Source organism: Mesorhizobium sp. CNPSo 4688 (assembly GCF_057784295.1).
On record NZ_JBWLUY010000025.1, the window covers coordinates 63,528 to 86,126 of the forward strand.

Genomic DNA, 22,599 nt, shown 5'->3' on the forward strand with positions numbered 1-22,599 from the left:
GTTACGTCCAGCAGCAGCTTGGCCATGCCTCGGCCGAGACGACCCGCAAATATCAACGGAGGCGCGATCGATTCCGCACCAACCTCACCATGGCGACGGGGCTCTGAGAAAGCCCCTACCCCCAAATGAAGCCGCAACGGCACGGTCGGAGATTGCAAGATCTTTACCTTAGCGTTTCAATTGAAATCGGGAAGTAAAAGCGACACGCTCCATGCGCAAATCCGTGACGGTGACAATCTGGCGAAGGCGCCGCGACTATCCGAACTCGATCATGCCGGCGAAGAGCATGTACGTGGCGACGGCAATTCCGCTCGCCCGCTTTGGCGCGGTCGGCGGCTGGCCAGCGCGAGGCGGCTGCTTTCCCAAACACGAGGATCTTGAGGCGCCGCTGCCCGTCCAGCAGAACCGGAAACGCGTCACGAATCATGGTCGGTCCGGTCGACGGCAACAGGCGAACGCAGCCGTTTACGCCATCGCCTCGCAGCAATAGATAATGGGCTTCAGAGCATCGAAGCGATCGGTCTCGTACCGTTGGTCCGCACGTCCCAGTCGAGCCGCTCCTGGAAGACGCGATGCCGCAGACGGTGCATGGCATGCAGGTGATCGGTGAAATCGTCGTACCGTTCGGGTGCAATCAGAAGCAGGATCATGTGGACCTCGTCGAGAAGAATGACCCTGCCATTGGAGAGGTCTAAACAGGCTGTGAAGTCATACAGGTAGAAATCGGTTTGGCGGCGCTTGGGAAGCATAACGGCGCGGACGGCCGGCTTTCTCGGTTCATCCACGCTTTCAGACAGCCGCTCCAGGAATGTCTCGAAAACTTCCTGCATTTCCAAATTTCGCCCTGGCTCCCCTTCCGACATCGCGTCGATTGGAATGAGACAAACACGCCGGCATGGCGACGCCGACACAAGGCGCCCTGCCGGTTGGGAGGAAACCGGCAGGGCGTGCGCGGAAAGAGAGCGATCCAGGGAGATCCGCACCGCCGCGGCAGAGCTGCGAAAAAACGTTAGTCGCCGACCCTCACCTGTCGGCCGGAAATCGACGCCGGTATCTATTGAGCCTAGGGCTTTGCTCTCGTGGTCTTCGCCATTGCTGGCGTGACGGCTACCGCCAGGATCATATTGCGCCCTCAGTTTTGAGCGCTCGGTAGGTAGTTTCGATCGATTTCGCCGTCGCGTCGACGATGATGTCCGCCTCTTCCCTGGTGATGATGAGAGGTGGCGCGTATCCAAGGATATCCGCATGCGGCATAGCACGGCCGCTAACACCATTCTCGAGCAGGGCAGCAGCGGCCCGCACGCCGACCTGAAGTTCGGGCTCGAACGGCACGCGCGCCTTGGGATCTCGCATCAACTCCACGGCGGACAGAATTCCAACTCCGCGAACTTCGCCGACAATAGGATGTCCCTCCAGTTCCGCTTTCATGCGCGAAAGCCAGTAGGGGCCGACATCCTGGACATGCTCCAAGATGTTTCTTTGCTTAAGCACCTGAATGTTGGCAAGGGCGGCCGCCGCGCAGAGCGTGTGTCCAGAATATGTCCAGCCATGGCCCAGCGGACCGTGCTTTTCCGTTCCTTCTTCCAAAACCGACCAGACACGATCGCCGATGATCGAACCGAAGATGGGCAGGTAGGCTGAACTCACACCCTTGGCGATCGTCACGAAGTCCGGCCGCATGCCATAGAGGTGAGAGCCGAATTTCTCGCCTGTCCGCGCGAAGCCGCAGACGACCTCATCCGCGATAAGCAAGATGTCATATTTGTCGAGCACCGCTTGAATAGCGGCCCAATACCCCTTAGGAGGCGGAACGATGCCGCCAGTTCCGAGTACCGGCTCCCCAATGAAGGCCGCAACCGTCTCAGGGCCCTCGGCGAGGACCAAGGCTTCGAGGTCATCGGCACAGCGCTTGGAGAACGCTTCCTCGCTTTCGCCGTCCCGGGCTTGGCGATAGTGGTGCGGCGTTGTCGTATGACGCACCAGATTGAGCGGAAGGTCGAAAAATTGATGAAAGAACGGAAGGCCAGTCAGGCTGCCGGTTACGAGCCCGGAGCCGTGATAGCCGCGATTTCGAGAGATAATCTTCTGACGTTAGATTCATAAGCCGTGAAAACATCGGTATTCATCGTAGGGCTTTGCACTTGGTGCCTCATTGAAAAGGTTGCATATAGGCTCGTTTGCTGGCGACATGTCCCCACGCCAGAGCGCCAGAATGTCAGCGTCGCAGCTCCATCATCGGGGTGTTTTCACCTGTCCGAAAACGGTGCCGAAGATTCACATGGCGACCCATTAGAAGCGGTATGTGAGGCCCGCACCAATTAGCCACGGATCAAGCTTGGCCTTGCCCTTCAGATCGGTGCCAGCCACTTTGACGGTAAAATCTGGTTCCAGGAAAAGCTTCTTGACGTCGAAGTTGACCCCCCAGTGCGGGTCCAGCATGTAATCGAAGCCGACCTGCAGCGCGGCGCCAAAGGTGTTCTTCACATAAAGAGCATCGGCGCTGCCGACACTCTGATTGTAGAAGACGGTGTAGTTCAGGCCGGCCCCAACATAGGGTCGGAAGGTCCCGAACTCGGTAATATGATACTGCAGCGTGAGTGTGGGTGGCAGCACCCAGACTTTGCCGACGTTCCCCAGCGCGCCGATCGCTCCGGCGCCGTCGACCTTGGCGGAGGTGGTGGCGAGTATGAGTTCGGCAGCGATGTTTTCTGTGAAGAAATAGGAGATGTCGAATTCCGGGGTTATGGTGTCTGAATAGGAGAGATTGGAACCGGCAATCATGCCGACGTAACCTGAATCGTTGGTCTTCACTCCCAACGCGCGGACGCGGATCTGCCATGGACTCGGCGTCTCAACCGGCCCTTGGTCCTTTGCGATGTAAGGTTGCACAGGGTCTGCCGCCAAGGCCTGCTGGCTCATTGCCATAAGGACGATGAACGCTGTAGCGACCTGCGCCGCAGCCATCCGCACTTTTGTCATCATGTTCTCTCCTGATGTCTGACACCGCCGTAGCTTCGTCATTTGCGCGCGCGACGATTGTTCATCAGCGCTCTCCGGAAGCTTCGCCAGCAGCGTCGCATTTGTCGTGCCAACCGCAAGAAGATTGAAAAACAGCACCATTCGCTTCCGACGTGCTCGTTGCGGAGCTGATACTGTCGTGTTTCGAGCTGAGACTGTCGTGTTGCCCACAATCTGACTAACGACCGCGAGCGCGCGAGAGCTGTCCCTGCCCCATTTTGCCAGAGGATGGGTGCGATCCGCATCCTCGCGTTGCCTTGCGGGCGAAACTCCGGCCGTCGACATGGCCGGCCGCCGCACCGCAGAGCATGCATGACGATTGGTCATTGCTAAAGGGCGAAGACTTGAGCGGCATCGAACCGGTCGTCTGCGAGCGGGGTGCGAGTGCCGTCGCCGGTGTCCTCATGGAGATGGCTTGGCGGCACTCGTCAGCATCGCCTGCATCTGCTGAAGCACAGGCGAATACGATTGCGCGCGGCAAGTGCTGAGATGGCGCTGGTAAAGCGCCGACTTGCCGGCCCGAGGCCCTGCGCGATTTGACCACCGGGAAACAATGGCCGCAGAACTGAGGCCGACAAAGCCGCGGGCAAGAAGCTGAACAAGTCGTCACTCGGGATACTGCTGTGGTGAGGTCCCGAGCCGTACTCGTTCGTCGACAGACGCGGTCCGCTATGAAGATATCTAGGCGCGCATGACTCGGACCAGGCTTTGTCGCGAATTGGCCCAGAAGGTTCAATCTGGAGTACGTGAGGGACATGGCGGCACAAGGTTTGCAGGAGCTGCGCATCGGAGCGATCCGCAAGTTTGCGGGTCACGGAGGCTCCACGATGCCGCAACCGTCGGAGAGCGGGCCTCATGGCATAGCTCGGCTTTAGCGACCGTTGGGCCACGGAAGCCGAAATCTCATGATTCCGAAGTGGGATGGCTACGTGGCCTTGCGTGAACTCCCCGAAATGCTCGCTCAAACGAGATAATGCCCATCGCGAGCTGGTCATCCAAGTCCGCTCAGACATCTACCGCTTCGATGTGTTGCATCCAAACAATCCATTGTTCCGATCGACAGTTATAAATTAGGGACGGCTACAATTATCTGCTGATCAATCGATGGCAAGCGAAAGAGCGTACCCCGTGCTTCAGGAAGTGGCCGTAGGAGATCTGTTCGTGCGCTCTGAGGCGCGATGGATTAGGACGTCTGGGCGGCAGGGCAGATCTCGCTCCTCTTCCTCTCGCCATTGGACAATGCGCACTCCGCTTCCGGTTCGCACTGCCCGACAAAACCCCTGGCTCGCAGGCCATCTTTTGGCCATCCAGCCTCTTCCTCCCCGCAAAAGACAATCTGGAGAACAAGTCTCTGAGAATGGCGAAGGGCTCATCATTGTCGCACGACGATCATCAACTCTTGTGTTTGGAATTGCCAGAAAGCAATCCCTGGCAGATCAACGCCAGCGCCTTCGAGCGCCAATGCCACCAGGCAGTTGTTGCGGGTAGCATCTTGCGAAGGTCCCCTAGCGCTCGGCTTCAGGCCGGGTGGGGGACCAAGGCTTTAACGGAGCAGCTGGCGACGCATTGCGAATGGCTCACGGTCATGGACGTGAGCCGCAAATGCTTTCCCTGACGCGCCTGCGCGTGCAGGATTTTTCGCGCATCGGTCGGGTGGTCTACGACGACCAACGCAGCTCAGGCAGGGAGTTGTTCGACCTCATCGTCCTGGGCGACGTGCTTTGCCATGTCCCGTGCAGAGCGGAACTGCGAACAGCGATCGAAAATCTGGTTCGCGTGTTTGCTCCGGACGGTCATCTGGTTTCCGGATCGCGGCGCGATTCAAAGCGCCCACACCGGGGCCGTTTCGCCAATGCCGAGCCCGCGACAGCCACGTTGAACCCGAAGCTGTCTCAGCTGCTGCGCCTGCGATGTCAGGGCAATGCCCCCAGCTGGGACTATTTGTTCGTACTCTTTAAACACGCCGCTGAACCGGCCGAGGGTTCGGCAAGCGAAAGACGGGATTGAGCAAATGGCAGCAGCCCGGTTTGTTAGCGGCATGGTCGGCACGTTGGCCGTTTTTGCCATCGCGACGTATTGCCTGACCGGCTCGTTCATCGCCGTGTTTGTGCAAGCCGGTCTGTGCTTTTTGCTCATGCAGGTCGCATATTCGTTGGCAGTGCTTTATCTCGTCTGGAAACAGGGCCTGGGGCCGGCAGTCGCACTAGATCCAAGCATGCCTTTGCAACAGCTGGACACAAGCCTAAGCCAGCGTTGCAGCCTTACCTGCGCCGAGTTTCGCACCGAGCGTCAACATGGAGGCGAGCCAAGCTCTTGCGCCGAGCCTACGCAAGACAACACTGTCGCCACAGTCGAATCAGAAGACTCGCATGCGATCATGATGTCCGCCGCATCCACTTCGATCTGAGCGAGAGGCCGGTTTGCATCTTCCATGCAGGCCTGTCGAGGCAGGCTTAGACTGAGACGACCGCCCGGCCATTCGTCGGGGGCCCAGCCTCGGGACATTACACCACCAGGTTGCTGGCGCGAGTTTGGAAGCGGCATTGGCAGCTAAGCATCATGAGCAGAACCAATGATGCCGGGAAATGAGAGCGCTCGCGCTTGGAGTGCCAGCGTACCCAGCAAGCCGCTTTGTTCGTGAGCTGGTGCCGCAGCGTGGCATGTCCATTTCCTTGATTGCCGTCCCCGACGGATCATTTCGCTTATCGCGGCTTGAGCCTTGAACGAGGCCAAGGTCCATGGCTCCGGCCTCGGCGTTACGCCTAGAGCACGGGGCTGATCAATAGCGGTGCCTAATAACGGTCGCGGTGGCGACGTACTTGCGCCAGCAGTTGCCAGGCGTCGACCTCAAGCACTGATCGTGTGGCGATACAGGAGGTGCTCGACGCCGAGATGGACGAGGCGTGCGCTTCGAAGACCGGGCGCAAACCTAAGCGGCTCGGCTAAACTCAGGCTCTTACGGCTGCTCCCTTGTCGCCCGAGTGGGCAAGCTTGAGCTGTCGGTTTCCGAGGGGAGCAAACCTTCTCCCCAGCTGGCGAGGCACTGCGAGAAACACCGATATCGGTAGATCCTTTGTCTGGACTTTGCCCTTCTCGACAGCGCGCGAAACGGCGCGTTTCCTCAATGTCGGGTGAGGACCGCCCGGTCGCGATCACACTTCTTCTCCGAGGGCTGGCTTTGAGAGGGATCGGCAAAATGTAGTTCGCGCTTTCGTTCAGCCTGGGACAAGCTCGGCTTCACTCGCAAACATCCTTGGCTCACAATAATTCGCGGCGGCTGGCAACAATCTGCTACCCCGGTCTGCGGTCGAGCCCGTGTCTCGTTCGCATCCGGGGTGTGGCGCGTCCGGCAGGTTCCTGCCGGCCGCTGGAGAGGAGTCACCCAACTTTGCTGAGGTTGCCAGCGGAGGACTTGCCGGTGCGACGGTCCTGTTCGATCTCATAATTGATCTTCTGGCCGTCGGTGAGGGTCGAAAGTCCCGCGCGTTCGACGGCGGAAATGTGGACGAAAACATCCTGACCGCCATTGTCGGGCTGGATAAATCCAAACCCCTTGGTGCTGTTGAACCACTTCACTGTTCCAGTCGCCATATGCGTATTCCTTTGTAACAATTGCAACATTGACAGGCCATAGGTCAGGCCGACTTGATACCAATACTTCGGTGTTAGACTAGGCAAAAGCGAAAAATTGCCGCGTCCGGCTTGAATCGGCACATCGTTGACGCGCCCCATAAGTGGCGGAATAGGCGCTGGCGGCGGGGTGTTGGTCTGTATGGGTTTTCCGGTTCAGGCGAGGTGAAGTCCGACGCGGGAGGCGCAGGGCACCCACGCTAGTTCAGGTAGATGAAGTGCTGCGCGTGGTTCTTTTGGGTGACATAGGCCAAACCCGCGAGTTTGGTGGGGGTGTCGTAATATACGATTATGTTGCGGGGGGTCTCGCCGCAGATCGCGCTCGCGGCGGCGGAGGCAGAGGTGAAAGATTGGCCAGTGATCACCATAGCGTGCTCGCCTTCGCAGCCGAAGCCGCACAGTTGTAGACGCCGGGAGCCAGGTTGTTTGCTACCATTGTTGACGAAGTCGAAGTTGAAACTGACCTTGCGCAGCATCGAAGGCGAGAGGCTTCGGATCGAAATCCTGGATACCGGTCATGTCCGTCGGCAATGCCCTCAGGTCGCCGGGAATTCGTTAGCTGGCGCAGGCGTTGGATTATGGGACGGGAGCACGAAAGTGTAATTGTCTTCGTCGCCGACCAGCAGTCCCTGCCGTCACCCACGTGGAGGACATTGTTGCCGAGCCGCCGTGGAGCGTGTCATTGTCCCACGATGATACGTGTCGTTGACCTAGCACTACTTTGGCAGTTTTTTAGCGGAGAGGGTTCTGTGGCAGGGGGGACAACGGATTGGGGGCGGCTGCGCGAGCGCGGTGAGGATGGCTTGCCTGACGGCGGGTAGGCTCGGTTGAGGCGGCGGGCCGAGGATGCTTTTTCCCCCTCCCGCTTGTTTGAGGCGGCGAGATTGCAGGAAGGCGTAGGCGATCATCGTCATCAGCGCGTGGCGGTGCAGGCCCGTCCATGAGCGCCCCTCGAAGTGGTCGAGGCCAAGTTCCTCCTTGAGCTGCTGATGCGCCTGTTCGCAGACCCAGCGCGCCTTGATGGCGCCTGCGATCTGCTCGAGCGGGGTGTCGGCGGGCAAGTTGGAGAGGTAGTATTTGAGCTCGCCGGTCGAGCGGTGCTCGCCGATCACCCAGACCTCCTCGCCGGGCAGATGTTGAGCGCCCATGTCGCGGATGCGCTGGGGTGGCCATCCGCAACCCGGACACGGACAGCGGCGAAGCGCGCCGAGAGGCCGCCTGCGCGGTCATCGACTTCACATCGGGGATATGCCGGCGGCGCGGGCGGCCGCGTCCGGCAACGGGGAAGATCATCGCCACGTCGGCGGCATAGACCTTCTGCTTGAACGGGATGCCGACCGCCCAGGCGAGACCGCGCTCGGTGAGTGCCTGCCGGAAGGGCGCGCTCAAGCCATATCCGGCATCGGCGAGCACGCAGCCAAAGCGTAAGCCGGCTGCACGAGCCCGGTCGATCTCGGCCAGCGCGATTTCGGGCTTGGTCCTGTAAGCACGATGGTCCTCTGGCACACCGGCACGGTCGAGCCGGGCGGGATCGGAAGTCCAGCTTTCGGGCAGAAACAGCCGCAACCCCAGCATGAGCGGCACTTCGCCAGAGGCCAGCGTCAGCGACACTAGCGTCTGGCAGTTGGCGTTCTTGCCAAGCGCCGAGGCATATTGCGGCGCGACGCCGACCGAGTGGCGCCCCTTCTTGGGGAGCGCGGTGTCGTCCACGATCAGTCACGCATCGTTCCCGCCAACTTGTCTGTCAGCCTCCGCCAGCAGCCCTTCTCCAGCGGCGCAGCATCCCACACGCCGCTCGCGATGAAGTGGTGCAGCTGGTCATAGTTGACGCCTGCGTCGCGCGCCGCCATCGGTTGGACGCTCTTGCGATCCCCAAGGCCAATCAGCCCAGCAATATAGGCCGGACACATCCGCGTACGCGTCTTGTGCCGCAACGCCGAGACGAACGGCTCAAGCCACCGCTCCAGATCGAGTTGCCAATCCCTGTTCATGGTCGGCCCCTCCAACAGCCGACCTCTCATGAATCAAGCAAAACCGCTCTTGGGAATCCTCAAAACGCTCCCAGAACTAAAAAACTGCCAAAGTAGTGCAAGGCTCCGTCGACGTAGTCATGGCCCGCGCCGCCGAAGGCTGGGTCACTGCCCACAGCATAGATTTGATCGTTATCGTCGCTGCCGAAATGGTTTCGGCGCCTGGGCCGCGCCGGATATTTCCATCACAAACACTCCTTGCGATGCAGCTACCGCACCCTGCCGTCTTGCTGTTCTGATTCGGATAAGTGGCAACCAGCCCGCAAGTGAAAATTCGTGAATTTCAAGCGGCGGCCGAAGGCCAGAACTTCGGCTGTGTAGGTCTCCACCACTAGGCTGAAGGGCTGGTTCGCCCCGCTATAGAGGATGGCCCGGTGCCGAAGCACCTCGTGGGGAATGGCCAGCACGCCCTCCCCTTCCGCCGGCAGCGGCGCCTCCATCTCCCATCCCTTGGGCAGCGGCGACCATAGCAGCTCGGCGCTAATGGTCTGTCGGCGAAAGTGCAGCGGCTGGACCACCTTGCCGAAGGGCTGTTCAGTGGTGTCGAGTATCTGGTTCATCTGCGGTGTGAGCCGCGACGGGACGTACCAGTTATCGGCTTCGGAGAGCACTACCGCGCCACAGGCGAGCTGCACATGGCGGTACCGAACCGGTTCGTCGGCGCTAATGCCCAATGCCTCACGGCCATTTTCCGGCAGCAGTTTGTCATCGCTCTTAACGCGACGGGCGACGATCTTCGCTTCCGGCGCCAGCCCGTGGTCACCACACCATCGTTCCAGCGTGAGCGTGGCGCTGGGATGGCTGAGCAGGTCAGCGTTGAGGGTTTCCAAAAGGGCCAGCGCCTCGGTGCGCGAGGCCGTGTCGTTGGTAAAGGGGCCGCGGGCCTCGCAGGGTGACGAAACCGTCACCATAAGGGCGAGGGAGGCCGCTGCTGCGATGAAATTTCGAGTACCCATGCTAGGAAATCCTTTGCGTTGCGTCACGAGGCGAGGGCTGCAGGAACGCAGCCCGCGGATGGAAAACATGGCGGCAGCCGCGACAGCGAAACGTATCGTGGGCGCGACCGCAGATCGTTCGATGTATCCCGATACCGGTCGGCAACCACCTGTTCAGGCTCGGTAGGCTTGCATGCATCTTGCCTGCCCTTCGCGCCAACACCGCCGTGTAGGGAACGCCCTCGACGGTGAGATTTGTCTGCGGCCGTGGATACGCTGGGCACTACGTTCTGCCACTCCATTCCGCGCATGAGCTCCACGGACGTCCGTCGGTCGCCGCGATTCCAGTTCCGGGGCGTATGCTGGTGGATCCGGCTGACCCAACAACGATCCCCAAGGCGCTTGCTTGAAGGGGGATGCGGCTGGGTTGATTGACGGTTGACGCTGGCGAATGAGCGGGTGAACCAGGCCCCGCCGAAAGTTCGCCGTATTCCAACTATCGGCCGACAACTGCGCCCTCTGATCCACCCCTGCCCAAAGTCCCTTGGCATTGTGCGGCGCAGCGGCGGGTTGTTCCGCGTCATGCAATCGCAAAATCTCGTCTTGATCGAAACTCGATTTTGGCGACGCAGCCGGCTGATACACTGGCTGGCCAGAGTTGGCTCTGTTGGCTCGCCAAGTACCCTGCGCCTGGCTCTGACGCCAGCGCTCAAGCATGCTCAACCGCTTTTTGGTCCCCTCTTGCCCGGGAAGAGCTTTCGAGCAAAGTCGCGGAGCAATCGGACTGAATGGATTGAAGTGACTCGGGTCCACGTTAAGCCTCTTACGTTCACAATCAGGTATGCACGGCGCCTTTCTGCTACTCTGGCTAGCTGTCGAGACGCTGACGAACAGCCTGCTGTAAAGGAGCTCTGAAACGGAGCCGAGCGGCTCGCTCAATCCTGTCCACTCATCTATCTGACCGGCATGCCGTTCCGGGATGCCGTTGCTTCATCCCCATCGTTCTCGACGATGATATCAAAGCCGAGCGACGGGGTTCCGGGCCGCTCGCGCACTGACATCAGTTCGCGGGAGGCGTTGCAAGAGGACGTCGAGGCGACGCACTGACAGGACCGGCCCTTATCGCATCCGGTCATTCGGCCAGATGCAGGAGATGGAGAAGCTGAACGGCACCGAGTGGCTGGCCATCATGGTGCCGCTTCCTCCAAGCCGGAACGAGGTTGGGCCTGCCTGCCCTCACCGCAAAGATGGGCGTGGAGCGCGGTCAGGCAAGAATTCGCGCTCTTGAGATCCCGCTGGTGCTGCGGGGCAATCGTGAGGTCAGCGAGCTTATAGACGGGATTGCTCGCGTGCATCAGGTTTGTGATGGTCTGGTCTTGGTCGGCGGTTTGCACCTTCGGACCCTTGCGTCTTAGGTTCCGCTTGATCACGTCCTCGCTGGTATTGAGCCAGATCGAGACCGCCTTCTCGCCAACATGATGCCGGATTTCGTCGACCATGAATGCTTCACCACCGGTTGCGAGCACAGCCGGCCCTTGTTCGAGCGACTGCCTGATCTGGTTCACCTCAAGATTTCTGAAATGCGCCTCGCCATCCTCAGCGACAATCTTGGCTATGGACTTGCCGGTCTTCGCTTCGATTTCTCTATCGGAATCGACAAACCTCAGCCCTAGTCGTTTGGCGAGTGCACGGCCCACACTGGATTTCCCGGCGCCCTTCATGCCGACGAGCACGATCGATCGCGCATCCAGGGCGCCAAGAATCTCTTTTGCGAGCGGGGAGTGGTCCGCGCGTCGTTGCGGGGCTACGTGCAACCGACGAGCCAGGCTTGCACCAACTGTGCTATCCGCGTCGGCGTCCCAGTGAGGGATCGCTAGGGCTCCGTCGGGGATGACGACCTTGTTGCAGGCCTGTCGCACGCGCTCCAAGAGTTGCTCGGCTACAGACTGATCCAGGGGCTCATGGCTTTCTCGCTGCAGCTCCTGCAGCTTCTGCAGCTCCTTGTAGGTGTCGTGATTGTCGATTTTGGCCTTGTAGCTGTCTGCCGTATGGAACTCCACCTCGAACCGGTAGCCGCCCGGCGTGGCGAAAACAGTCTTGATGCCGACGAAGGTGGGCGATCGCGACCTGAACCAGTTGGTCGTGCTGACTTCGGCATAGCCGCTCTCGTCGAAGGCCAAAATGGCCTTCTTGAAGGCACGTGTAAAATCCTTATCAGGGAATTCGAAGACGTGGCGTACAGCGTTGCTGATCAGCTGGGCGCCAGTCTCAAACGAGGCCTCCATGCCGACGAGTTGGTCGGTCATCGAGCTTTCCGATCTCAAACGCTGAGCAAGGTGGGGCATCTCCACCGGGATATCGGCGCTCCTGAGTGCCTCGGCAACCGCGATTGCCGTCGGGGTGATGTCTTTCTCTTCGGCTTGAGCGCGGGAAGCCTCCATTTGGGCACGCAGTACGGCCTGCTCGCGAGTCAAGGTCATTGTCATGACGGAATCATCGCCAACAAGTCCCCGGCGCGAGGGTTCAGGCAGTATGCCTCGCTGGGAAACAAGTTGGATCGAGGCTTGCATGACGGAAGCCGCCAGCGTCGGATTGTCCTTCAGATCCTGCAATGTCGCGTCGACATCGAACCGGCCCTGGTTGAGGGCAGCCGCAATGCTCTTGGTGTAAGGCACTGGTTTCAACCCTGGTATCTGTTGCAGCAGGCGCCCAAGGTACCTGCTCTTAAACATAAAGATGTGCGCGCCAGTGTCGGACTTATAGGCGTCAGTTCCGACCTTGATACCCAGGCTCATGAGATTGTTTGCGCTTTGCACGAGGTCACGCGGATTGTAACCATCGGGCCGCGGGTCGATGCGCGCAGGGTAACGGTCGACGAGGAGCTGGATGCGGTCTCGGGGACGAGGTGTTGCAGAATAGGTCTCCGCCAGCTCCGGGAACAGCTCGCAGAGCGATTGGCTCATTTCGAGCTGTGGTTCGCTCACGCTGGCGGCTGTCGCGGGGCCGACTTGCTCATCCAGCTTCGCGGCCCACGCCTCCAGCTCGGCGAGGAGCAACTCGGCCATCTCGCGTGCGACTGGATGGTCTGCCACCTCTATCTCGTGCTGCGCCCTCTCGAGCTTGTCCTGGAGATCCTCAGCACTGACCTGTTCCTGCTCCAACAGGCCCCGGATGTCGCGCTTGAGTTCTTGGTGAAGACCTTCGTAGGTGCCGAATATGGCACGCTCGGCAAACCAGTGTCGGCCTTCATGCGATTGAGCCAGGAAGTTTCGCTGCAGGCCGGTATAGATTTCCAGAACATTGCGCGTGGCGGCCAGGATCTGGCTGGCGCGACCGAACTTGTAGCGACCGTCTTCAATCGCCGGGGTGTGCGACTTTGGCGGCTTGAGAGAGCGCAGTCCGCGAGCCTGCTCCTCTTCGTCGAATTGCCTGACATGCTCGTAAAGCTGCGGCCGTTCGCCGACGATGATGAGGCTGTCTCCGTCGAAGTCACCGTCAAGTTTTTTCTGTTCACCGGTCGGCACGGCAATGAGCGAGCCCGGGGCAAACACCTCGGTCGCCTGCAGGATGCCGAGGCACTCAAGCGGGGTGTCCTCCTTGACGCGGTCCTTGCCCGAGGTCCAGCTCGAATGGCACTTGACGTCCTCGGCGGACAGGATCAGCCCACGGTCAGCGTAGGCTGCCGGCCACATCTTATCCGGCACAACGATCAGGATGCCTTTGGCAAAAAAGGTCGGATCGTCAGCCGCCAGTTCGTGCCCCTGCTTCTGAGCGACGTTGAAGCTGTATTGGATGGCCGTACAGTTGTCGAGAAATACAGCGGTCGGATCCCCTTCGACGGCCGACTTGACTCCTTCGGCCGCAAACGGGCGCAGGTTCGGCTTGTCATAGGGCGAGCGCCCGATCAGCACGCCGCTCGTCCCCGCCAACATGTCGCTCTTGAGCGTCGGCACATGGAGACTCTCATCACTGGAGGGTACGGCAACCGCACCGGGACCGTCGATATGTCCGGCGGTCACTGTGCGAAACAGATCTTCGGCCGACAGCTCTTGGCCTTGTCGGCTCTCGAGCCAGGTCAGGGCTTTTTCTCGCGCCTCATCCGCCACTTGCTCGCCGCGCGGATAATGTTGCAGCGCCGAGACTGGCAGGCATGATTTCCTTCCCTCACCATAGGCAGGCACGCGATCAGGACCTTCCTGCTCGCCGGCACGACGAACAGCCGGCATACGCTCGGCCAGCGAGGCCCTGATGAAGCCGCAGCCGTCATGCGGCCGCAAGGCGATCGGGCCCTCCGGCCCAGTCAGCCTGAAGGGATGCTCCTGGTTGGCGGGGCGATCCGGCAGCAGCGACAGTTTGAAGGCGCCTTCCAGCGCGTAATCGTGAACCCCCAGGCCCTTGATTGCCGGCGGCGCGGCAAAACCCCTGCGCTGAGTGTAATAATATGCCTCCTTGAAAGGAGCCCAGGCACGCGACAGCTGTTCGAAGGCCGTGCCCGGTGCGGTATCGGCATAGGGAATGGCCAGCAGCTTTCCCCCGGAAGGCTTTGCTGCGTCGCCTGGAGCACGTGCTGCGATCTGAGACACGGTCAATCGCGGTGGCTTTAGCTTGCTGCCGCCGAACAGGTCCATGCGGTATGGCACACCGTTGACGTTCACCGTGCGCGCCAGCATGAAGGCGCTCGGGGTTCCTGGCAGCTGCACCGCAACGACCGGCAAAGCTCCCGAGGTCAGGCGATGAAAAATCGAATACCGTTTCTCCGGGTCCGTGGCCAGAGGCCGGCCCTGCATGTCCACCACCGGCAGCTGCATCAGTCCCGCCTCACCCCGCGGCGGTCTGGGATCGTGATCCATGCTTCGCAAGACCTGATGCACGTCGAACACCGACGCAGGATGTTGGGCCTGGATCGCCGCCGCATCCTGCTCCATGAACAAGTCGAGCGCGTCAACTGGACTTTCCGCCTCGATCTGCGCGATCAGGTTCCAGCTCATGCTGGAAAGGTCGCCTTCTATGAGGCCGCGCGTGCTGTCCAGGATCTCTTTGGTCTTGAACTCAAGCTCTTGCTGCCTCACCCGCAAATCGGACTTCTTGCCCTCGACATACGGTGGCCTGAACAATCTCTCCAGGACCGCCCGGGCCTTGAGCGTCTGATAGATCGACAGGGCGGGGCATCTGCTGGCGAGCGGCCCGCGGGTCCGTTCCGCGTCGCTTGCGTTCAGATGCGCCTCGATCTTCTGCTCGACCACCGGTTGGAGGTCGTTGAGCAGATTGAGAGCCTGCGTGCGGTGCCAGCGCAGCGCCTTTTGTGGGCTGCGCGCCAGCGGCAGCAGAGCCGCACACAGATTACCCATGGTTTCCAGATCGTTCTGGACCGTAAATTCAGGGGCTTGACGCAATTCCGCGAGCCGGTTCAAGCCTGTCGGTGCGAGCAAACCGAAATCATCAGACAGCCGAGCCTTACCCAGCGCCTTGAAAATGGTTGTGATGTGCAGAACGCCAGCCTGTGCCAGGCGATCACTGTCGTAGTGCAGGTGGTGGGCGAGCTTGTGTAACCGATCCTTCGGCAGAGCAGCGTCCGGAATGTCCCCGCTGTCCTCTGCCCTCATGATCATTCGTGATAGAGCATTGGCGAGAATAGTCAGTTGGGGGGTGGTGAACACACCGAAACGTTGCCCTCGCGTGCCCAATGCGCGGGCAATGTCCGTCGTGGACTGCCGGCACGCCTCCTCTTCCGGCCACTTGGTGAATCCGTTCATCAAGGTCGCCACGACCTGAGGAGCGAAATCGGCGAACTGGCGCTTACGCGCTTCCCCGGCGATCACGATCGCGGCTTTGCGACAGCCCTCTTCATCCGGCCACTTGCTGAAGCCGTTCAACAGGTTCGCCAGGCCCAGGGGGGAAAAATCAGAGAGTTCGGCTCGGCGAGAGACCTCGCCGGCAATCGCGCGTGTTGCTTCGCGACAGTTCGCCCCGTCCGGCCACTTACTGAAACCATTCACCAGATTAGCCAAGTGCTGGTGGGCAAAATTGGAAAGTTGGGCGCCGCGGCGAAGGAGTTCACCCGCAATCGCAAACGTGGCATCGCGGCATTCCGGCGCTTCAGGCCATTTGCTGAAGCCATTTACCAGATTTGCCAACTCCAGTGGATCAACCCCAGAGAACAAAGAGCCGCGGAGAAAGACCTCATGAGCGATCGCGATCGTGGCTTGCTGGCACTCCGCCTGATCTGGCCACTTGCTGAACGCGTTCACCAGGTTCGCTAGCTCCTGCGAAGGAGAAAGCCGGATATCACGGTCAAGAACTTCTCGTCCGATTGCGACGGTGGCGTCGCGACAGTCGGGTGCCTCCGGCCATTTGCTGAATCCATTCGCCAGATTAGCCAAGTGCTGATGGGTAAAATCAGAGAGCTGGGCGCCGCGGCGAACAAGCTCATTGGCGACCGCGACCGTGGCATCCCGACAGTCCGGCGCCTCCGGCCATTTGCTGAAACCGTTCACCAGGTTCGTTAGCCCCTGGGGAGCAAAGTCAAAGAGCTGGCGGCGGCGGACCTCGTTGGCGACCGCAACCGTGGCGTCGCGACAGTTCGGCTCTTCCCGCCATTTGCTGAAACCGTTCACCAAATTAGCCAGATCTTGTTGATTAAAGTCCCTTAGCCGGGGACTGCGAAGGACCTCGCTTGCGATCGCGGCAGTGGCTTGGCGAGATGCCGCCACTTCCGGCAACTTGCTGAAACCGTTGACTAGGTTGGCCAGCTCGTGCGGAGCAAAATCGGAGACCTGGTGTTGGCGGATTTCCTCCGCGATTGCGGCTGTCGCCTCGCGACAATACGCCCCGTTCGGCCACTTGCTGAAAGCGTTCACCAGACTAGCCAGGTGCGAGCGCGTAGAATCAGAGAGTCGGGCGCGGCGGGCAAGGACCTCATGCGCTATCGCGTCCGTTGCTTGCTGATTGCCCGCCTCTTGCGGCCATTTGCTGAAACCGTTCGCCAGGTGCACCAAGTCCTGGCGATTAAAATCAGCGAGTCTGACGTCGCCGCGCGCGGCGCGACGACTAACCTCGCCGGCGATCGCGACTGTGGCATGGCGAGAGGCGGCCTCTTCCGGCCACTTGCTGAAACCATTCACCAATGTCGCCAGCGCCTGCTGAGCAAGATGAGGGAACTGGTCGGCGCGGCGAAAGACCTCACCGGCGATCGCGCGCATTGCATCGCGACAGTCCGCCCGCTCCGGCCACTTGCTGAAACCATTGACCAGATTTGCCAGGTGCTGGTGGGCAAAGTCACGGAGTCGGGCGCCGCGGCGAAGGACCTCGCCGGCGATCGCGCTGGTGGCTCGGCGAGATGCCGCCTCTTGCGGCCACTTGCTGAAGCCGTTCACAAGATTTGCCAGACCCTGATGATCAAAAGCAGAGAGCCGGTCGGGGCGGCGACGGACCTCACCGGCGATTGCCGCAGTGGCGCTGCCACAGCCCGCCTCTTGCGGCCATTTGCTGAAGCCGTTCACCAGATGCACCAGGTCCTGGGGATCAGACTCAGAGAGCGCGAACTCCCCGCGCGCGGCGCGGCGACTGACCTCGCCGGCGATCGCGACTGCGGCTTGGCGAGACGCCGCCTCTTCCGGCCACTTGCTGAACCCGTTCACGAATGTCGCCAGCGCCTGCTGAGTAAGATGAGGCAACTGGTCGGCGCGGCGAAACACGTCACTTGCGATCGCGCGTGTTGCATCGCGACAGTCCGCCTGTTGTGGCCACTTGCTGAAACCGTTCACCAGGTTGGTCAAGTCGTGGTGATTAAAATCAGAAATTTGGACGGCGCGGCGAACAACCTCACTGGCGATCGCGGCTGTGGCTTGGCGATAGTCCGCATCGTGCGGGATTTTGCTGAACCCGTTCACCAGGTTGGCCAGCTCCTGTGGGGTAAAATGCGAGAGCCCTTGCCCGCCGGCGCGGCGAGAGAGTTCTGTAGAGATTGCGACTGTGGCTTGGCGATAGACATCCCCTTCCGGCCATTTGCTAAAACCGTTCACCAGGTTCGCCAGGTCCTGGTGATTAAAGGCAGAGAGCCCGGACCCGCCTTGGGCGGCGGCGCGGCCGACCTCACCGGCGATCGCTCCGATGGCTTGGCGAGACCACTGCTCTTCCGGCCACTTGCTGAAACCGTTCACAAAGAGCGCAAGATGCTGCGGAGTAAAATCAGACAGCCGGGCACGGTGGTCACGACGCAGGACATCGCCGGCTATCGCGCCTGCGGCTTGGCGAGAAGCCGCCTCTTCTGGCCACTTGCTGAAACCCTGCACCAGGTTCGCCAGTTCCTGGTTGGTGAATTCAGAGAGCCCGGCACGGCGGTCGCGGCGAAGAACCTCGCCCGCGATGTCAACTGTGGCTTTACAAAAGACCTCCTGTTCAGGGCACTTGCCGAAACCGTTCACGAGGTTCGCCAAGTCCTGGTGATTAAAAGCAGAGAGCCCGAAGTCATCGCGAGTGCGGCGAACAACCTCACCGGCAATCGCTCCGGAGGCCTGGCGAGACCACTCCTCTTCCGGCCACTTGCTAAAACCGTTCACGAGGTTCGCAAGATGCTGCTGCTTAAAATCAGCGAGCCGGAAACGCCGGTCGGTGCGGCGACGGACCTCACCGGCCACAGCTTCAGTGCCGGCACGAGTTTCCGGACATTCCGGCCACTTGCTGAAACCGTTCACCAGCAACGATAGACTTTGACTATTCAGCGCGCCTAGTGCCCTGCCATCATCGCGGCAAAATTCGGCGATTCTGATTGTCCCGTTGCGGCATGTTCTCGACTGCGGATTCCGACTAAATGATGCCGCCAAGAGCGAAAGGGCCTTGGGGTCGACTTCACGTAATGATGCATTGCGAAGCTGCGACACCCGAGCTGCCATCGCCTTGCAAGCTTCGATACCTTCCTGACCTCCGGTCTCGCGACTCACCGCGTTGCATGCGGTGGCGTAGCCCCACGATTTCCCGCGGCGGATATCATCGTCGAAGCGAGGGACGAATTGATTTCTGAACTGTGCGGCGGCCTTTTGCAGGAAGGCTGCATGGATCTCGTCGCCCGCGTCCTGCAGCCGTCTGTCATGCTCCACCACTGCGCATGAGAATCCCACGATGTCGTGAGCGTAGTAAATCGCGTGCAGAGCTTCGTTAGATTGTGCCTCTGAGATTGCAGTTTGCTCGCCCTGCATGGCGACATCATCCAGGCGCCGCCGTTTAGGTCTGCGCTCCAGGCCGGATACGGGTTGCCTGCGCGACGAAGGAACACGTAGTTGTGAACTCCTAGACGGGTCGGCACTGCGGCCCTCGGCACTCCAACGCGCCGAACTTTCTTCCCGACTTGTCGCGTCCCGTTGCGGCAAGTCGACTGGCCGGCCATCACGCGCGCTAACGGAAGAATCGGCTGACGTGCGGCGCCCGACATCGGTGGCCGAAGGCGGCCGTTGAGCGGAGGACGATCCTGACTCTCTATCGTGGGGGCGCAAGCCCTGCACGACAGAACCGAACGCCGAGCCATCCCTTCCACTGCCCCGATCTGATTCAGCACGGGACCAGTGCGCGCCTGATCCGCTGGGCGCATTCAAACGTCGGCCAACTCCCGTCAAGATTCGTCTCCTCTGTAGGCGACAATGCCGGTTACAACGCTTGGCACACACGGTCCCGCCGCGACGGCCGAAACCGCTTTGTTTCGACACAGCAGGGCGGAACTCCTCAGCTGCGCCGGCGAGGAACCAGTCCGCCGTAACCACAGCATTGCGCGCTTCGACACCAAAAATACCCCCTGCACCTGACGTAAGCCTGACCTAGAACCTGCACGGCCGCGATCGTGGATTTATTGTCGGCAGCTGATGGAAGCTTTTTATCGCAGGTGTTGGGTCATGAACTCGGCTCGATGGCGGAGCGATAGCTCGATCCTTCGATCTGGACGACAACCACGTGGCGAAGCAGCAGATCGAGAAGTGGGGTTGCGACGATAAGTGCGCCGAAGACCTCGCCCCAGGGAAAGCCGCGATTTTGAAGTGAGAATCTTGGCGCCCTCGTAGCGGGCCTTAACGAGTGGGAAAAACAGTGCAGAATACTTGCGCGTTAATTTCCGGCCGCAGCCCTCGCGACGGCTCCCAGCCGGGGGCGACTATATTTGACAAACCCGACGAACGGGCGTAGCGCTTGTGCCTGACACCGATATCGGGTCAACATGTAGTCTCATAGAGACATTGGCACTCCATAGAAAACAAGCTGAAAACATAGAACCCAAGAGCGGCCCGCCCCTCCACAAGGTGGGCCGTTCGCATTGGGTCAACGGGTTGTTAACGCCCGTCCTTCGACACTCAGAACAAAACGTGATTCGACCAGTTGGCCAAAAACTGGCATGTTGTTCTCGCTTTGTTCCGGCGCAAGCCTGATGCAGGGAAACTGTTGAAAACAAGTGCGATGGATAGGGCAAATCAGCCGCCCTAGCTCAACTTGGGTTCAAAAATCATATGCAGCCTGGCTGAGGAGGTTAAATCAATGAAGGTTCGGGTTAGGCACGTGGGTCCTGCTACGCACCCTAGTGAGGTAGTGGTTTCTGTGGATACCACTACCGGCGCTGAACATTTGGTTGTGAATCAACGTTCACTTAAGGACAATAAATTAGAGATTGGCTATCCGATAAATAGCCATGATTCGAACCTGCTTGTTGAGCTTCCGCGTGAAACCATCAACGGATCATGGAGAGTTTGGGTGCCACAAGCATCGGTAGAATAGATAGAGGGGCGTGTCGCGCGTCATGGAAAATTGCCCCCTCGGCGCCACGAGGAATTGCCCCCTCAGTGGATAGCTGAGGAGAGAGCAAATGAACGAACAACGAATCACGGAAAGCCCGTCGTGGATTGATCCACGGGGGCAGGTGATGAAGACGCCGGAACACGGTTAAGGTCTACGTGGCGGCGGACGGCGTGAAGCCGTTCAAGTCGCCGGAGCGGCCGAAACGGCTCGATGGCCTTGAGGGTTGGCTGCGCGAGCGGTTCATTCGGCATCGCGGCAATGCGGATGTGGTGCGCCAGGACCTGCTGGCCGAGAAGGGCGTGGCGGTCAGCCGGCGAACACTGCAACGCGCCGTGCAGCCCTATCGTCAGGCGCTGAGGGCCGAGGCGCTGGCGACAACGCGGTTCGAGACGCCGCCGGGGCGACAGCTGCAGATCGACTTCGGCGAGCGTCTGGTCGAGATCGGCGGCGCGAAGGTCAAGGCATTCGTGTTCGTGGCGACGCTCGGGCATTCGCGACGGCTGCATGTGCGTGCGTTCCGGGCCGAGAAGCAGGAGCACTGGTTCGCCGGGATCGAGAGCGCGTTCACGACCTTCGGCGGCGTGCCGGAGGAAGTTCTGATGGACAATCCGCGCGCGCTCGTCGTGCGCCACGACGCGGCGAGCCGGTCGGTTGAGTTCAACGACAAGCTCATCGCGTTCGCAAAGCATTGGGGCTTCCGTCCTCGCGCCTGCGCGCCGTATCGGGCGCGCACGAAGGGCAAGACCGAGAGCGGCGTCGGCTATGTGAAGAAGAACGCGATCGCGGGTCATTCCTTCACAAGCTGGGAGGCATTCGAGGCGCATCTTGCCAAGTGGGAGCGCGAGGTGGCGAACGCGCGTATCCACGGCACGACCGGCGAGGCGCCGATGGCTCGCTTCGAGCGTGACGAGGCGCACCGTCTGAAGCCGCTCAGCGGGCGGCCGTCGTTCGGATTGTTGCGCGAACTGAGCCGCATCGTCGGCAACGATTGCGCCGTCGAGGTCGATACCAACAGCTACTCGGTGCCGTGGCGGTTGATCGGCGAGCGCGTCGCAGTGACGGTCGCGGCTGGCGAGGTGCGCATCCGCCATGGCATGCGCGAGGTTGCGGTCCACAGGCAATCGCAGGGCCGCCGTCTGCGGATTGTCGATGCCACCCACCTCGACGGGGTTGCCGGTCGCAATGGCGCTGTCTGCCGAGCGGAGATTGCGGCATCGGCGGTGCCGGCGTCGTCGCAAGCGCCCTCGTTGTTGCGTCCTCTTGCCGAATACGAAGCAGCGATCGGAGGGGGCTTCTGATGGCGCGCACAAACAAAGCAACCGAAGCACCGATCGATCCGCTCGACGCTATGCTGGCGCGATTGCAGCTCTTCGGCATCCGCGATCAGCTCGACAGCTTGCTCGACGAGGCGGCGCGCGCGAACCTGTCGACGCGCGAGACGCTGATCCTGCTGTGTGAGCGTGAGATCGCGCGCAAGGATCACCGCCGCATCGAGATGGCGCTGAAGCTCGCACACTTCCCGGCCGTGAAGGAGCTTGCGGGCTTCGACTTCGAGGCACAGCCGTCGATCGATCCCAAGCAGATCCGCGACCTGGCCGCGTCCCGCTGGATCGCCAACGGCGAGAACGTGCTGCTGCTTGGCCCGCCGGGCGTCGGCAAGACGCACTTGGCGATCGCGCTCGGGCGAGAGGCGATCCTGGCTGGATATACAGCGCAGTTCACGACGGCGACGACGCTGGTCGCTGGCCTCGCCAAGGCGCACGGCGAGCGGCGCCTAGACGAGAAACTGCTGGCGCTGTCGAAACCAAAGCTGCTGATCGTCGACGAGCTCGGCTACTTGCCGCTGGAGCCCGACGCGGCGCACCTGTTCTTCCAGCTGGTCAGCCGGCGCTATGAAACCGGCGCCATGCTGATCACGTCGAACCGCAGCGTTGCCGAATGGGGCACCGTGTTCGCCGATCCGGTGGTCGCGACCGCGATCCTCGACCGGCTCTTGCACCACAGCCACGTGCTGACCATCCGCGGCGACAGCTACCGGCTCCGCGCCAAGCGAAACAGCGGCCTCATCAGGCCGCCCGCCGGTGACAGGCCTCCGGTCGGCTCCGCCTCCCTCCGGCCCGTCACCGGCGGAACCAACCTTCAACCGACATCATGAACCCGATGGTGGGGGCAGTTCTTCATGACGCAAAGGGGGCAGTTCCGGATGGCGTTTGACA

At 60.8% G+C, this 22,599-nt stretch carries 12 protein-coding genes and 4 pseudogenes; 5 read left to right on the forward strand and 11 right to left on the reverse strand.

What is annotated here, in order from left to right:
- The first annotated feature begins 211 nt into the window (after positions 1 to 211).
- A complete protein-coding gene (locus AC04SH_RS30780; protein ID WP_488481512.1) occupies positions 212 to 490 on the forward strand; it encodes a hypothetical protein in 279 nt (92 codons plus the stop codon).
- A gap of 10 nt (positions 491 to 500) precedes the next feature.
- Here the strand turns inward: AC04SH_RS30780 and AC04SH_RS30785 are convergent, their stop codons facing one another.
- The 3 genes and pseudogenes from AC04SH_RS30785 to AC04SH_RS30795 form a co-directional block, all read right to left on the reverse strand.
- On the reverse strand, positions 501 to 830 hold the full coding sequence (locus tag AC04SH_RS30785; protein ID WP_488577726.1) for a hypothetical protein: 330 nt from the start codon (positions 828 to 830) through the stop codon (positions 501 to 503).
- 289 nt (positions 831 to 1,119) lie between these two features.
- Positions 1,120 to 2,091: pseudogene (locus AC04SH_RS30790) on the reverse strand (aminotransferase class III-fold pyridoxal phosphate-dependent enzyme); the annotation flags it as partial.
- A 198-nt stretch (positions 2,092 to 2,289) separates the two neighbouring features.
- The gene (locus AC04SH_RS30795) at positions 2,290 to 2,979 is read right to left on the reverse strand and encodes an OmpW/AlkL family protein (protein WP_488481524.1); all 690 of its coding nucleotides are present in this window, start codon (positions 2,977 to 2,979) and stop codon (positions 2,290 to 2,292) included.
- 1,396 nt (positions 2,980 to 4,375) lie between these two features.
- Here AC04SH_RS30795 and AC04SH_RS30800 point away from each other — a divergent pair.
- Positions 4,376 to 5,025 (forward strand): annotated as a pseudogene (locus AC04SH_RS30800) (SAM-dependent methyltransferase).
- Positions 5,026 to 5,029: 4 nt separating this feature from the next.
- Positions 5,030 to 5,425, forward strand: a complete 396-nt coding sequence (locus tag AC04SH_RS30805; RefSeq protein WP_488481514.1) for an exopolysaccharide production repressor protein — start codon at positions 5,030 to 5,032, stop codon at positions 5,423 to 5,425.
- A 971-nt stretch (positions 5,426 to 6,396) separates the two neighbouring features.
- On the opposite strand, the gene AC04SH_RS30810 is transcribed toward AC04SH_RS30805, so the two are convergent.
- The 8 genes and pseudogenes from AC04SH_RS30810 to AC04SH_RS30845 all read right to left on the reverse strand — a co-directional run.
- The gene (locus AC04SH_RS30810) at positions 6,397 to 6,609 is read right to left on the reverse strand and encodes a cold-shock protein (protein ID WP_488481525.1); all 213 of its coding nucleotides are present in this window, start codon (positions 6,607 to 6,609) and stop codon (positions 6,397 to 6,399) included.
- 239 nt (positions 6,610 to 6,848) lie between these two features.
- Positions 6,849 to 7,124, reverse strand: coding sequence for a hypothetical protein (locus tag AC04SH_RS30815; protein ID WP_488481515.1), 276 nt, complete (start codon positions 7,122 to 7,124; stop codon positions 6,849 to 6,851).
- Positions 7,125 to 7,364: 240 nt separating this feature from the next.
- Complete coding sequence (locus tag AC04SH_RS30820; RefSeq protein ID WP_488577727.1) at positions 7,365 to 7,760, reverse strand: transposase; 396 nt, start codon at positions 7,758 to 7,760, stop codon at positions 7,365 to 7,367.
- A 61-nt stretch (positions 7,761 to 7,821) separates the two neighbouring features.
- Positions 7,822 to 8,358: pseudogene (locus tag AC04SH_RS30825) on the reverse strand (IS701 family transposase); the annotation flags it as partial.
- Between the two features lie 2 nt (positions 8,359 to 8,360).
- Entirely contained in the window at positions 8,361 to 8,639 is a 279-nt protein-coding gene (locus AC04SH_RS30830; protein ID WP_488481517.1) for a transposase, read from the reverse strand.
- Positions 8,640 to 8,887: 248 nt separating this feature from the next.
- A complete protein-coding gene (locus AC04SH_RS30835) occupies positions 8,888 to 9,634 on the reverse strand; it encodes a hypothetical protein (RefSeq protein ID WP_488481518.1) in 747 nt (248 codons plus the stop codon).
- Positions 9,635 to 10,800: 1,166 nt separating this feature from the next.
- Positions 10,801 to 18,807 carry a XopAD/skwp family type III secretion system effector gene (xopAD, locus tag AC04SH_RS30840; RefSeq protein ID WP_488481519.1) on the reverse strand — a complete coding sequence of 2,669 codons (8,007 nt, stop codon included), beginning with the start codon at positions 18,805 to 18,807 and terminating at the stop codon, positions 10,801 to 10,803.
- 671 nt (positions 18,808 to 19,478) lie between these two features.
- A pseudogene (locus tag AC04SH_RS30845) lies at positions 19,479 to 19,685 on the reverse strand (ATP-binding protein); the annotation flags it as partial.
- Between the two features lie 868 nt (positions 19,686 to 20,553).
- On the opposite strand from AC04SH_RS30845, the gene istA reads away from it, so the two are divergent.
- Positions 20,554 to 21,681 (forward strand): IS21 family transposase, encoded by a 1,128-nt coding sequence (gene istA, locus AC04SH_RS30850; protein ID WP_488481520.1) that lies wholly within the window; start codon positions 20,554 to 20,556, stop codon positions 21,679 to 21,681.
- Complete coding sequence (istB, locus tag AC04SH_RS30855) at positions 21,681 to 22,538, forward strand: IS21-like element helper ATPase IstB (protein WP_488481521.1); 858 nt, start codon at positions 21,681 to 21,683, stop codon at positions 22,536 to 22,538. Before istA ends, istB begins: the two co-directional genes overlap by 1 nt.
- Positions 22,539 to 22,599: the final 61 nt, after the last annotated feature.

Bases quoted from the DNA above. Each gene is read 5' to 3' on its own strand.
- AC04SH_RS30815 (WP_488481515.1), bottom strand. From the start codon at position 7,124: ATGCTGCGCAAGGTCAGTTTCAACTTCGACTTCGTCAACAATGGTAGC.
- AC04SH_RS30835 (WP_488481518.1), bottom strand. From the start codon at position 9,634: ATGGGTACTCGAAATTTCATCGCAGCAGCGGCCTCCCTCGCCCTTATG.
- AC04SH_RS30810 (WP_488481525.1), bottom strand. From the start codon at position 6,609: ATGGCGACTGGAACAGTGAAGTGGTTCAACAGCACCAAGGGGTTTGGA.
- AC04SH_RS30805 (WP_488481514.1), top strand. From the start codon at position 5,030: ATGGCAGCAGCCCGGTTTGTTAGCGGCATGGTCGGCACGTTGGCCGTT.
- AC04SH_RS30795 (WP_488481524.1), bottom strand. From the start codon at position 2,979: ATGACAAAAGTGCGGATGGCTGCGGCGCAGGTCGCTACAGCGTTCATC.
- AC04SH_RS30785 (WP_488577726.1), bottom strand. From the start codon at position 830: ATGCAGGAAGTTTTCGAGACATTCCTGGAGCGGCTGTCTGAAAGCGTG.
- xopAD (WP_488481519.1), bottom strand. From the start codon at position 18,807: ATGCAGGGCGAGCAAACTGCAATCTCAGAGGCACAATCTAACGAAGCT.
- AC04SH_RS30780 (WP_488481512.1), top strand. From the start codon at position 212: ATGCGCAAATCCGTGACGGTGACAATCTGGCGAAGGCGCCGCGACTAT.
- istB (WP_488481521.1), top strand. From the start codon at position 21,681: ATGGCGCGCACAAACAAAGCAACCGAAGCACCGATCGATCCGCTCGAC.
- AC04SH_RS30830 (WP_488481517.1), bottom strand. From the start codon at position 8,639: ATGAACAGGGATTGGCAACTCGATCTGGAGCGGTGGCTTGAGCCGTTC.